Origin of the sequence: Pseudomonas sp. HLG18, from assembly GCF_051903985.1 — a bacterium.
In the GTDB taxonomy this organism is placed as follows: domain Bacteria; phylum Pseudomonadota; class Gammaproteobacteria; order Pseudomonadales; family Pseudomonadaceae; genus Aquipseudomonas; species Aquipseudomonas fluorescens_BT.
In genome coordinates, this window is record NZ_CP195831.1 from 3,332,236 (window position 1) to 3,345,302 (window position 13,067).

General features: G+C 52.6%; 14 protein-coding genes. All 14 read right to left on the reverse strand.

Annotated elements, in window-relative coordinates:
• Positions 1-3: 3 nt before the first annotated feature.
• Entirely contained in the window at positions 4-1,152 is a 1,149-nt protein-coding gene (locus ACSPX5_RS15270) for an acyltransferase family protein (protein WP_169431363.1), read from the reverse strand.
• Positions 1,153-1,171: 19 nt separating this feature from the next.
• On the reverse strand, positions 1,172-1,627 hold the full coding sequence (locus ACSPX5_RS15275) for a hypothetical protein (protein ID WP_169431364.1): 456 nt from the start codon (positions 1,625-1,627) through the stop codon (positions 1,172-1,174).
• Positions 1,628-1,734: 107 nt separating this feature from the next.
• Complete coding sequence (locus tag ACSPX5_RS15280; RefSeq protein WP_439819855.1) at positions 1,735-2,793, reverse strand: glycosyltransferase family 2 protein; 1,059 nt, start codon at positions 2,791-2,793, stop codon at positions 1,735-1,737.
• Position 2,794: 1 nt separating this feature from the next.
• Positions 2,795-4,489, reverse strand: a complete 1,695-nt coding sequence (locus ACSPX5_RS15285) for a sulfotransferase family 2 domain-containing protein (RefSeq protein ID WP_169431366.1) — start codon at positions 4,487-4,489, stop codon at positions 2,795-2,797.
• A gap of 160 nt (positions 4,490-4,649) precedes the next feature.
• On the reverse strand, positions 4,650-5,975 hold the full coding sequence (locus ACSPX5_RS15290) for an ABC transporter ATP-binding protein (protein WP_439819856.1): 1,326 nt from the start codon (positions 5,973-5,975) through the stop codon (positions 4,650-4,652).
• Positions 5,965-6,783, reverse strand: coding sequence for an ABC transporter permease (locus ACSPX5_RS15295; RefSeq protein ID WP_439819857.1), 819 nt, complete (start codon positions 6,781-6,783; stop codon positions 5,965-5,967). Before ACSPX5_RS15295 ends, ACSPX5_RS15290 begins: the two co-directional genes overlap by 11 nt.
• Before the next feature lie 54 nt (positions 6,784-6,837).
• Entirely contained in the window at positions 6,838-7,827 is a 990-nt protein-coding gene (locus ACSPX5_RS15300) for a glycosyltransferase family 2 protein (protein ID WP_169431369.1), read from the reverse strand.
• A gap of 176 nt (positions 7,828-8,003) precedes the next feature.
• The gene (locus ACSPX5_RS15305; RefSeq protein WP_323161299.1) at positions 8,004-8,924 is read right to left on the reverse strand and encodes a glycosyltransferase; all 921 of its coding nucleotides are present in this window, start codon (positions 8,922-8,924) and stop codon (positions 8,004-8,006) included.
• Positions 8,925-8,979: 55 nt separating this feature from the next.
• Positions 8,980-9,870, reverse strand: a complete 891-nt coding sequence (gene rfbA / locus ACSPX5_RS15310) for a glucose-1-phosphate thymidylyltransferase RfbA (RefSeq protein WP_169431371.1) — start codon at positions 9,868-9,870, stop codon at positions 8,980-8,982.
• Positions 9,867-10,760 (reverse strand): dTDP-4-dehydrorhamnose reductase, encoded by an 894-nt coding sequence (gene rfbD, locus ACSPX5_RS15315; RefSeq protein ID WP_439819858.1) that lies wholly within the window; start codon positions 10,758-10,760, stop codon positions 9,867-9,869. Before rfbD ends, rfbA begins: the two co-directional genes overlap by 4 nt.
• The gene (rfbB, locus tag ACSPX5_RS15320) at positions 10,757-11,833 is read right to left on the reverse strand and encodes a dTDP-glucose 4,6-dehydratase (RefSeq protein ID WP_207865509.1); all 1,077 of its coding nucleotides are present in this window, start codon (positions 11,831-11,833) and stop codon (positions 10,757-10,759) included. The genes rfbD and rfbB overlap by 4 nt, the downstream gene beginning before the upstream one ends.
• Positions 11,834-12,058: 225 nt before the next feature.
• A complete protein-coding gene (locus ACSPX5_RS15325; RefSeq protein ID WP_207865510.1) occupies positions 12,059-12,298 on the reverse strand; it encodes a LapA family protein in 240 nt (79 codons plus the stop codon).
• 27 nt (positions 12,299-12,325) lie between these two features.
• Positions 12,326-12,622: an integration host factor subunit beta gene (gene ihfB / locus ACSPX5_RS15330; RefSeq protein ID WP_169431375.1), complete on the reverse strand. Its 297-nt coding sequence runs from the start codon at positions 12,620-12,622 to the stop codon at positions 12,326-12,328.
• Positions 12,623-12,776: 154 nt separating this feature from the next.
• Positions 12,777-13,055, reverse strand: coding sequence for a hypothetical protein (locus tag ACSPX5_RS15335; RefSeq protein WP_439819859.1), 279 nt, complete (start codon positions 13,053-13,055; stop codon positions 12,777-12,779).
• Between the last annotated feature and the right edge of the window lie 12 nt (positions 13,056-13,067).

The following is a 13,067-nucleotide window of genomic DNA, read 5'->3' on the forward strand; positions in this document are numbered from 1 at the left end:
GACCTACTTCCCTGCGCCAAGACGCTGGAGGCTCTTCAGAAATTTTACGAATGAAAACCCATCGACATCTCGAAGCTTCAGGAACGGCTTCTCAACCAAGCGATAAGTCAAATAAGCGAGCAGGTAAACACACAGAGTGAATATTGGATAAACGATCCAGGGATTATTATATATAGCCTCATGCAACCCAAATCTGTTCAACACCGAAATCACCAGGGTAAAGGCAAAAATATGCCCAAGGTAGATCGAGTAGGAGACCAGGCTCGTAAACTTGACAAAACGGTTGAGTAATTGCGAACGCGAAGGACGCAAATGGAAGAATGCGGGAATCAGAGCAGCAAAAAAAATCGCGGAACAGGAGAAAAACACTGACTGCAAAACTTTGTCATTTAACGTCCAAGGCACTCCCTGCTTTGTCAGAACAATGATGCCGACTACAAATGCCAAAGGGATATACCAAAAGCGGATAATCCGATCAAACAACGGTTTATGCCACGTATAGAGATAAGCCACCAGCACACCGAACCCAATGGCATCCAGACGATAGAGAACCACATAGCGGGCATCGTCATACCTGACCGGCTGGATTGGCATGCCAACACGGGCAAGAAACGGAACCACGATAAAAACCGCGATCGTTATCATCGCCGCCCGTTTTACGCTGGCGCCAAAACCGATCATCAGCAATATGAGCAAAGGGAACGTATAGTAAAACCATTCTTCTACAGCCAAGCTCCACGACAATCGATAAAAGTCTGTCATGGTCCAGGCGAAATTCTGAGCAAACACCAAGTATCGAAATTGCTCGCCGAAGGTCGTTGCACCTTGCCAGTCAAACTTCAACGAAACAAAGAAAAAGAACACGTAAAGCGGCAATGTTCTCATCCATCGGCGATACCAGAAGTTCGTGAGCCCTGCCGTTTTCGTTTCACCCCAACGCGCGGCCTCTTTAAGCAGAATTCGACCGATCAGGAAACCACTCAGGCAAAAAAACAAATCCACACCAAAAATGGCCAGAAATGCGAAATTTGACAGAATTGGGCTGGGAAGAGAGTGCCCCAGCATATGCCCGAATACGACAAGCAGGCATGCAAGCGTCCGACAGACATCAAGTCCGAAAGAACGATTGGGATCCGCAACAGCTGTGCTCATATCAATTCACTACCGAAGACTATTTGTTAAAGGAGACCTGCTTGTCCCAGAGGATTTCGCAGCAGTTGCCCTGCGGCGAACGGAACTGGCCAACCGCAACCCGATCAACGGTTGAAAGCCCGTACGCAACCTCATAGCGACAGTAAGCAATCCCCGATCGCGTCTCCGTGGACGTAGGCTTGAGGGAATTCAGGTTGAAATCCTTGTTGATAAAGCCTTCTGCCCCCGCCTTTGAAGTGTCTCGTGGATAAATATGGAGAAAAAAGTTATCCGGAACCTGAGCAACATCGCAGCCTTTGAGCTCCAGCTTGAGGGCATTGCTGACGACATCCAGCGTCACGTGATCCGAAACCGCTATCGACGCAGCACGTTCAACAGGCGCCTCGGTATCTCCCCAACGGGTAAAATACAAAACGCCGGCCGCCAAACAGATAAAAAAAGAAACAGAACTCAGAATCTTCAGGTCAATTTTCACTCAGTGCCTCTACTTCACAAACAATAAAACCAGCGACACCCTCGGTTCCATATCAAAGAGAGTCACTGGTTACGGCGCCGCAGCGCTGGAAAATTCGGTGCACCGCGTCAGACGGCGCCTAGCTTACGAAGAAACTTACCCACCAGAGCTCGCCATCCAGTAGCAACAGCAACCGCAGGCTGCTCGGTGATCACTGCCGGGCTAAAAAAATCTTCTTTACCCGTAAGCCCGATGAAGTCCAGGTAATTGAAGCCATGCAGCGCTTCAATCTGCACCTGGGATTCGGCGTCCGTCATCAATCGATAAAGCAATTCGATACCGAAGAGCCTCGTACCTGAACAGGTGCCTGCATGAATTGCAACCATTGCCAACAGAAACTGGGTATTTGCACCCTGAGGCGTTACCCATTGCGCAGCTTCCGGAAAGATCTCAAGAATATCCGCTTGTGGCAAATCGACATAGTGTTGTTTCTGCAGATGCCATTCCAGCTTCAAGCGGGCTCGTCTATCCGGACGATCACCACTGGCATTGGACTGATCAGAGAAGATCCGGTGCAATGTCAGCTTTTCCTGAACGACATGGATATCGGACACCTTCAACAAACGGGTCCAAAGCTCCGCGTCATCGATCTGAGCATGCGCACACTTGTACAGTTCGCTTTGCTCGTAGGCACTGCGCCTGACCAGAGCACTCGGATGGCACAATCTGTTCTCGTTGAAAAACAGCGCACGCAACCAGGCCGCTCGTGACTTGTTTGGCTGATTGAACCAATCGATAGACAATGGTTGATTGTTTTCGTCAATACATTGCACATGGGAGAACACAGCACCGATGTGCGGATTGGCATCCAGCACAGCGACTTGCTTCTCTAACTTGTCCAGCGCCCAGGCATCATCCGAATGATGAATAGCGATGTAGTCACCGGTGCTCTGCGATTGGATAGCGCGATTAATATTGTAAATATAACGGCGAGTTCGATCATTTCGAACCTTGATAATCCGCGGATCATCATAGCGCTCGATAACTTCCCAGGAAGCATCTGGCGAAACATCATCAACGACAATCAGTTCCCAGTCACTATAGGTTTGATTGAGAACAGTATCAATCGCCTGCCCAATATACTTATCGTGATTATAGGAAGTCAGTACAACCGAAACCTTTGCCACCTTAATCTCCCTTGCGCCTTTTCATAATATGCACCGTCCTGCGCAATCGAGCGACGATTTTTGCATCAATATATTTGTAGGAGGTTAGATAGCGCTTGTGCTTAAGAGCAAACGCTTCACGCTCAGAAACAAGTGAGGCCACCTCCAACCGCGACCGCTCAAGATCAGCCCTCAACTGTGCTGACTCGGCCTTAGTCTGCTCGTGTGCAACTTTCGTCCGCTCGTGCTCGCCCTTCGTGTGTCCATGGTCGACCTGAGACTGATCGAGGAGTGATTTCAACTGACTAAAATCAGTCCTCAATTGTGCCAGCTCGCCTCTTGTCTGCTCGTGCGCAACTTTAGTCTGCTCGTGCTCGGCTTTCGTCTGTTCGTGGTCGACCTGCGCCTGTTCGTGCAGTAACTTCAACTGAAGAAAATCAGTTCTCAAATTTTCCAGTTCGGCTTTTGCCTGCTCGCACACAACTTTCGTCCGTTCGTGCTCGGCTCTTGCCTGCTCGTACTCAACTTTCGTCCGTTCGTGCTCGACTCTTGCCTGCTCGTACTCTGCTTTCGTCCGTTCGCGCTCGTCCCTCGCCTGCTCAATTACGAATTTCAACTCGTCAAGTTCAATCCTGGACTGATCGAGTTCCTTTTTTGAGAACTCAGTCTCTGCCTTCGAGCGCTCCAGCTCTATCCTGAGTTGCTGGCTTCGATCCGCCTCGACCTGCCCTGCCTGTTCGCTAAAGGCAGCCTGGAGCGCAAATAGCTGATCTTCCTTGCTCTTGCCGAAATCCATCCATGTCAGACGCTGCTCTGCGAGCCACTCCTTATCTTTCAACAACCCGGAAATTTGCTCAATGAAATACCGGCGCATTTCTCCAATGCGCTGATGCCGCCCACGCAGCAATTCAATCCCCTTGAGCGCTACCGTCAACTGCTCTTGCGAGAACGCTTCTTTCGCAGGAGGGATGGAAGTTGAGTAGTTATAGAATTCGAAGTCTTTCGCATAGAGCTCATCGATCACTGCCTTGGATCGCGGACTGATGAACTGCGGAAGATAAGGGATCAGGCTTTCGTTTGCTCTGGCCTTACTGAACGGACTGATGTACCCGTCACCGAGATGGCTGCGCAGCGCAGCATTGAGCGCTGCGGTGTCCTCGATTTTGGAAACGGCACTGTAGGAAAATATATCCGGCTGTAGCAAATCATATTGCGGTGTCCAGTGGGCGTCCTTGAAGTCGTTTCGTTCATTGGCGAACAGAAACTCAAGAAAACACTCGAAAGACGCGGTCACATCCGACATGGTCTCGACCGGAAAATCCACAAACGCCTGGCCTTCATACGGCTCGACTTGCAAAGGCTCGCGCAAAAGGATCTTCGACTGCCATGCAGAAAATATTCGCTTGTAGGGATTTCTCACCAGGGCAAAACTGAAATATCCCTCTGCCCTGGCACGCTCAAGCTGCTCGGGAGAACGCACGAGCAATTGAGGAGCAACGGCCAGCAACGTGTCATGAATCACCAGTTCGGGATCCGTCTCGGAGCTGATCTTCAATTGCTTGACAGCCTCAGCAACCCCCTCAAGCTCCGCGAACCACCACTTCAACGAGGTGCAGGCCACCTTCGGCGTAGCGATGTAGAGCAACTTGCGCTCATCCGAAACACAGCTATTCCAAGAAAAATAGTCCAGCAAGCGCTGGTGATCACTGCTCGTCATTACCGTCTACTCAGGCTTGTTTTTTTTCTTGGGAATGGAAATTTTAGCGGCATTAATGCACGTTATCTGCGTATCCGCCTGACAACCCTCAAATTCAGGCATGCTGTCAGCTGGCGTTTGAAACAATCCAACATTCCGGGGCTGAGCAAACGCTTTGCCTTCAGAACAGCTCAAGCGCTGGCTCATCGATAGACGCATCCATATAACCGAAAGATCTCGCACCTTGATCCGATACGAGCCGGAACATGATCGCATCCAGAATTCTGTGGCACAACGTGGGCTCAGTCTCCGACCAAACTCCACCACCGACGAAGTATACGCCGGGCAGCATCACCATCTGAAAGCTGAAAGTGATTCTGAATGCCCGCTCGGCACCTTCACATTCAAAATATTTTCCTTCCTCGGGAAAACGCTGACCCGTAATCACCACACCCGACACTGTACGAACATGCATGGCGAAGAAAATCCGTGATACGTTTTCGGTGATGACACCACGCATGACGATATCGTATTCCCCACCAGCCTTAAGCACATTGCAGCGTCGCCCCTGCTTGTCGAAAATTTCGAAGGCGTCGATCCGGGCACCCTGCTCCGGATAAACGGTAGTCGATTCAGGCACCATTCCCGCATCGAAGAACTGATCTTCCGGGGGAGCGTACTGCGTCACCTCCACCTCCCGGGTCTCGGCGACTATCTTGTCGGAGCCAATCGACTTGAACTCTTCAATCAAGCGCGGCTGCTCTTCGACTGGAGCGTAGATGAGCTTCTGATAAGCCCGTACGACTTCCATCGGCGATCCCGTGCAGATCCGCTCGCCGCGCTCCATCAAGATCGCCCGATCACACAGCTCGACAACTTGAGGCCCCGAGTGGGACACAAACAAAATTGAAGTGCCCTTGGCCTTCAACTCATCGAGTCTCGCAAAGCACTTGCGCTGAAAGCGCTCATCTCCGACAGCCAACGCCTCATCGACAATCAGGATGTCCGGGTCAACCATCGCCTGAACGGCAAATGCCAAGCGTACGATCATGCCACTCGAGTAAGTCTTGACCGGTTGATGAATGAACTCGCCAATGTCGGCAAAAGCGGCAATGTCATCATAGCGCTCATCCACTTCTGCGCGGCTCAATCCGAGAATCGCGGCATTCATGTAGACGTTCTCATGCCCGGTGAACTCCGGATTGAACCCCGACCCAAGCTCAAGCAGGGCACCGATCCGGCCCTGGGTCTGAACATCGCCGACACTCTGGTTCAACGTTCCACAAATGACCTGAAGCAATGTCGACTTGCCGCTTCCGTTACGGCCGACGATACCGACGGTTTCGCCTTTCTTGATATCGAAGGAAACGTTTTTGAGCGCCCAGAACTCACGGTAATACTGCTTGCGCTGACCGGCGAACATTTGCAGGAGCCGATCACGTGGCTTGTCATAAATGTGATAACACTTACTGACATTCTGAAGATTAATCGCAATTTCAGAGGACATCGGCAAACCCCTTTCTGGTCTTCTGGAAGAAGGCGAACCCGAGGTAAGCCACCGCAATAGCCACGCCTGCGTAGATGCCGAGCGCCTGCCAGTCGGGCTCCTGTCCAAAAAACAGAACGGCCCTGACATTTTCGACAACAATGGTCAACGGATTGAGCGCCAGAAGACCTCGATAGTCCTCCGGTACAGCCGTCGCAGGATAAAAGATCGGTGCAAGAAACATCAGGCCGCTTGTCACCAGTGCGATGAAATGCGCGACATCCCGCATGTAAACGCCTATGGAGGCCAATCCCCAGGAAAGTCCAAGGATGATCAACAGCAAAGGCGCAACAACCACTGGCAGGTAAAGAGCCGTAACCGGCGGCAAGCCAAAAAACACCGCATAGGCAAGCAGCCAGACTATCAAGCTGACGAACGCGTGAAACACGGAGGATCCTGCAATCACGCAGGGCAATATTTCCAATGGAAACACTACCTTTTTTACGTAATTGGCATTCGAAATGATCAGGTTTGGCGCTCTGGTCACGCACTCGGAAAACAGGTTGAAAACCATCAAACCCGCAAACAGTATTAGAGCGAATTCCGCTTTTGAACCACTAGCACCGGCCCAGCGAGAATTGAAAACGTAGCTGAATACGAACGTATAGATGGCAAGCATCACGATCGGATTGAAGAACGACCAGAGAATGCCCATGAAGGAGCCTCGATAACGACCGATGACCTCCCGCTTGATAAGCGCAACAATAAGTGCGCGATTTTGCCAGACGCCGGTAAACATGGCGCCAGGTGCCGCCGAAAATTTCTGCATTAACCCGCGACCTCAAAAAAACTCATCTTCAACCCCTTTTGAAAGCACTCATTCTCAAATTCCTTTGAAAATGGTTGCCACTATCAGTCCCAGATTACCGAGGAGCGTCTGTCGATAAACGCCCGAGCGCCACATCTTGATCAAACGACCAGGCATGCTTTGACTACGAGCCGCCTTGAATCGACGAAGCACCTCGCGATTTTTTTCTGTAAGAAGAAATTCGACAGCATCCAGAGCGCAGATGTTCTGATCGATCCAGCCTCTGAGACGCCCTTGAAACAGCTTGTGAATGCGCATCAATGCCGCCATGAAACCAGCATTGGCACCAATAGAGTTTGACTGATGCTGACGGTAGAAAAGACGCGGAACCTGATCGAAATAGAACCGCCCCCCCGCTCCAGTCACAAGCAGATAGGCCCACCAGTCATGAGCCACAATGCCCTGAGACGGTCCAGCCTTCAGCAGCTCATGCGTCGCCCGGTTGAAGACCATGGTATTTCCGGCAGCGACGTTCTGCACAAGCGCATTGGGAAAGCCGAAAGCGCGGGAGAACGCTGGCGTACTGCCAACATCCGCACCGGACTCATTGACCACCGTTGTCCGAGAGGCGTACAGCGCAGGCACCTCAACCGGCACCTGGCGCAACCACGCCAAAGCGGAACTCAGCTTGTCGCGAGACCAGATATCATCCTGATCCGACCAGGCGTAGAAATCAGCACTGACCGTTTCCAGACAGGTGACCGACATGAAATTATCGGCGAACCCTGTTTGAGGCCCGGAAAGCAAAGAGACTTTTTCTTTTCCATGGCGCGCCTGAAAAGCCTTGAGAACATCCAGTGTCGAATCGGTCGAACCGTCATCGGAAACAAACAAGTGCCACCGCGTGTGATCCTGATGCTCAATAGACGCCAATTGCTCAGCAAGGAATCGATCACCATTGTAAGAGCACATCAGGATCGCGACAGATTCATCCTTCGATGGCACTTCGACTGCGCCAAAATCCGGACTGGAATTCGCCGCATCCGCTGATATTGGGCTTGACACTGTATGCTCCATTTCAATTAAACGCCGGCCACGGGCCCCGAATCATCTCCAGTGCCTCACGCCACACCTGCTCCATTCGATCCTTTCACGAAGCGCGCGATTATAGAGAACTTTCATCATCGATTGTTAGGCTTCAAGCACGCCCGTTAAAAACACAAAAGGCATTCAAGGCCCGATCAGGATTTCGTACCGATCACAGCCGTAAGACAGCACACAAAAAAGAATAAAACCTTGTCCCGAAACCGGCGCCGGCACTGCCCTCCCCGGACCGAAAGCAATAGCAGATCGCGCCGCCTCAACTTCAACCAGCTTCTGACAAATGGCGCATTACCTACTCCGACAAGCTGCGCGATTGTTCTGACCTGCTTGAACCACCACCCTTCATGAATAGTGACATAGCGCTGAAACAACGATGCCAACCCCGTATTGGCCCCGACCTGATTATTCTCGTGCTGCCGATAAAGCATGCTGGAGTGGGAATCGATAAACCATTCGAACCCATGACTTCGGGCAAACGCATAGCTGTACCAGTCATGCAGCGTGACCTGCTGCAACGACTCCCAGTCGCAAACGACCTGCTGGCGCAGCGAACCCGCGAGCGCCGGGCTGAACACGTAGGTACAGCCCGGCCCCGCTGCCTCGAACAGAAAATCCCAGGCAACTTGCGGCTGGCTCTTGTCAAGAAGGACCGTTTTTCCATCCGGCCAGAAGGCCGTGACATTGCTTGAATAAGCATCGACACCGCGAGAAGCGATCTGCTGAGTCGCACGCAAAAGCTTGTCGGGTTGCCAGATATCATCCTGATCGGCAAAGGCTACCGCATCGTAACCGTGCGGATCGACATCGCGAATCAAGCGAAAAAAGTTGCGTGCAGCCCCACCAAAACGACCGGCGGGCGGCAAGAGAATCACGCGACAGTCGAGAGCTGCGAATGCCTCGCACCACGCTTCGGTACCGTCATCGGACAAGTCAACACTGATATATACAGTGACATCGACGCCAGACTGGTCAAGGATCGAGGCCAACTGCTCCTCGATCCACTGCATACCATTATAGGCTGCCAGCAAAACCGCGATCTTCGGATGTTTTACTGGCATGCCATTCCTGCTTGCAGCATTTGTACGCATCGATTGAAAGCTCTTCGCTTTCAAATCAGCGAGAAGGCGAGTCCAGCAGTTTCTGCAAATACTGGCCGTAACCTGTTTTCTTCAGTGCATCCGCCTGAGCCTTCAACTGCTCGGCAGTGATCCATTTGTTGTTGTAGGCAATCTCTTCCAGGCACGCCACTTTCAAGCCCTGACGCTGCTCGATGGTATGCACGAAGTGACTGGCTTCCAGCAACGAGTCGTGAGTACCGGTATCAAGCCAGGCGAATCCACGACCAAGCATCTCGACGTTGAGCGACTTCTGATTGAGATAGGCGCTGTTCACATCGGTAATTTCCAGCTCGCCACGCTCGGACGGCTTGATATTCTTGGCGATCTCGACAACCTGATTGTCGTAGAAATACAGCCCCGTCACCGCGTAGTTGGACTTCGGCTTCAACGGTTTCTCTTCAATGCTCAGCGCCCGACCCGTTTCATCGAATTCGACCACACCGAAGCGCTCTGGATCGGATACGTGGTAACCGAACACGGTAGCACCGGACTGCTGCGAACTGGCAGAGCGCAGGTTGTCCGAGAAATGCTGGCCGTAGAAGATGTTGTCACCCAGAATCAGGCAGCAAGGGTCCTTGCCGATGAACTCTTCGCCGATGATGAACGCTTGCGCCAGACCATCCGGGCTAGGTTGTTCCGCATAGGTCAGCTTGATGCCGTACAAGCTGCCGTCACCGAGCAGCTTTTTGAAGTTCGGCAGATCTTCCGGAGTGGAAATGATCAGGATTTCGCGCATGCCCGCAAGCATCAGCACCGACAGCGGATAGAAGATCATCGGCTTGTCGTAAATCGGCAGCATCTGCTTGGACACACCCAGAGTAAGCGGGTGCAGGCGAGTGCCCGATCCGCCAGCGAGGATGATGCCTTTACGATTTGTCGTTATCATTTGTTTAGAACTTCCCTAAGCATTCGAGTTACACCACTTTGCCAGTCCGGCAAGTGTAGAGAAAAATTGGTGCGCAGTTTCTGAGTATTCAATCGCGAATTCAGCGGACGACGAGCGGGAGTCGGGTAGGCGACGGCATCGATCGGATTGATCATCTGAACAGCCAGCTCTTCACCGCTGGCCTTGGCAAAATCAAGCACATGCCGGGCGTAACCGTGCCAGGAAACCTCCCCTGCGGCGGCCAGATGATACAAACCCGCCAGCTCAGGCCGGGTCAACGCTTGCTGCAGCGCAAGGGCGGTGACATCAGCGATCAGTTCAGCACCGGTCGGCGCCCCCACCTGGTCATTGATGACATTCAGCTCTTGACGCTCCCTTGCCAGACGCAACATGGTCTTGGCAAAGTTCTGGCCTCGCGCTGCAAAAACCCAACTGGTGCGAAAAATCAGGTGCTTGCACCCCGACGCCTGGATCGCCATCTCTCCAGCAAGCTTGCTTTCGCCATAGCGATTCAACGGCGCGGGAACATCGCTTTCCTGCCATGGCGTCTGACCCTTGCCGTCAAACACATAGTCCGTGGAATAGTGAACGAGCCAGGCTCCCAGGCGCACAGCCTCTTCGGCCATCACCTGGATCGCCTGACCGTTGACCCGCAGAGCCAGCTCGGATTCCGACTCCGCCTTGTCAACCGCATTGTAGGCGGCTGCATTGACGATCACATCCGGCCGGACCTGATCGATGGAGTCACGCAAGGCCGACAGATTTGCCAGATCACCGCACAAGCCGTCAATCGTCTGCCGATCCAGCGCAATCAGCTCGCCAAGCGGAGCAAGTGAGCGTTGCAGCTCCCACCCCACCTGCCCATTCTTACCCAGCAGAAGAATCTTCATGCCTGATTCGAGCGATCCGCATAATTCTGATCGATCCACTGCTGATAGCTGCCGCTCTTGACGTGCTCCACCCACTCAGAGTTGTTCAAGTACCACTCAACGGTCTTGCGGATGCCGGAATCAAAGGTTTCTTCCGGGGTCCAGCCCAGCTCCCGCTGGATTTTGCTCGCATCGATCGCGTAGCGCTGGTCATGGCCCGGACGATCCTGAACGTAAGTGATCAGCTTGGCATGTGGGCGATGCAGGGAATCAGGACGCAACTCGTCGAGCAGAGCACACAAAGTGTTCACCACTTCGATGTTTTGCTTTTCGTTATGACCGCCGATGTTATAGGTCTCGCCGATAACGCCTTCAGTCACGACCTTGTACAGGGCGCGGGCATGATCCTCGACATACAGCCAGTCTCGAACCTGATTACCCTTGCCATAAACCGGCAAAGGCTTGCCTTCCAGCGCATTGAGAATGATCAGCGGGATCAGTTTCTCCGGGAAGTGGCAAGGGCCATAGTTGTTCGAGCAGTTGGTAACCAGGGTCGGCAGACCGTACGTACGGGCCCAGGCACGAACCAGGTGATCGGAGCTGGCCTTGCTGGCCGAGTACGGCGAACTTGGCTGATACGGGGTAGTTTCGGTAAAGAGATCCTCTGGACCTTCCAGGTCGCCGTAAACCTCATCCGTAGAAATATGATGAAAACGGAAAGCAGCCTTGCGCGCATCATCCAACGCTGCCCAATAGTGGCGCGCAGCCTCAAGCAACGTGTAAGTACCGATGATATTGGTCTGGATGAACTCCGAAGGGCCGGAAATCGAGCGATCAACGTGGGACTCGGCCGCGAGATGCATGATGGCATCCGGCTGATGCTCACGCAGAACACGGTCGATCTGCTCGCGATCGCAGATATCGACGCGCTCAAACGCATAACGCGAGTTCTGACTCACCTCGGCCAGCGACTCCAGGTTACCGGCGTAAGTCAGCTTATCGACGTTGACGACAGCGTCGTTAGTGTTGGAAATGATGTGACGGATGACAGCCGAGCCGATAAACCCGGCGCCGCCGGTAACTAGAATTTTCACGCGAAACCATACCCTTGAGCTGCGGACTGCGCTCCCAAACGAGCGCTGTCTAATCCATGAATGCAAAAGCCGTCAAAGATACGGCCTCTGTCAAAGTCAGTCTGAATCGATGCGGGGTCAAGCCACTATCGAACAAGGGATGCATTTTACAGCTTAATTAACGTTTTACTAATGGATAAAGCCATGCGACGGAGCAATTCGACAAACGCCCCGCTGCAATCAGCTCTATACCAGACGCTTTCTCAGAATTCTGGACGAACGTCCAAGAAGCCACCCCAGGATCGGCCCGATCAGCATACCGACGAGCAACGCCGTGACGACTATCAAGGACACTGGAAGTGCAGGCCCCGACCACCCGAGAAACAACAAGGAAACCGATTGCTGATTCTCAAGGACAAAAGCCAGAATCACCAACACAAGTAAAAGAATGAAAATACCCAGAAACAGGCGCTTGAAGTTACGCATAAGCAACTCCCGGCTTGATAGCGGCCGTCAAACCCCCTCCTCCTCTTCGTCATTCACTCGATCACGCAGCTCTTTTCCAGGCTTGAAATGCGGAACGAACTTTCCGTCGAGACTGACAGACTGACCGGTCTTTGGATTACGCCCCACGCGCGGTGCGCGATAGTGCAGGGAAAAGCTGCCAAAACCACGGATCTCGATGCGATCGCCAGTGGCCAGACATTGGGACATTTGCTCAAGCATAGTCTTGATGGCCAACTCCACATCCTTCGATGAGAGCAGCCCTTGATGGGTGACAATTCGTTCGATCAACTCCGACTTCGTCATATTTTTCCCTTCTTTTTCAAGCAGCTAGATCAGCGCTTGAAAGGTTTTAGCACGCCCGGAAGAATTTGAACAGCCCAGGGGTTGACATATCTTTCACCGCATCGAAAGGCCTGTTTTCCGGACACCCAACCACTCCGGACAGATCAGCCCGAACCTAACGACAAATCACCAGCATGGTTCGAGTCACGAACCCTGCAGGATTGAAGCCGAACGGAAACCCATCCTCATCCTTCGCATCATCGGATCGAGTAACAACCTTATAGCCCGCCCCCTTACACTCCTTTGCCGCGCGCTTTTGACACTTCTCCCAGCCAGACCCCAGACCGGAGCAATCAACTTCGATACCGCTGACTCCACGCGCCACGTGAGTCTTTGCATTTGTGACGCAACCGGCCAATGCCAGTGCACCCATCAAGACAATCAGCTTGTTCATTCATTTCCTTAT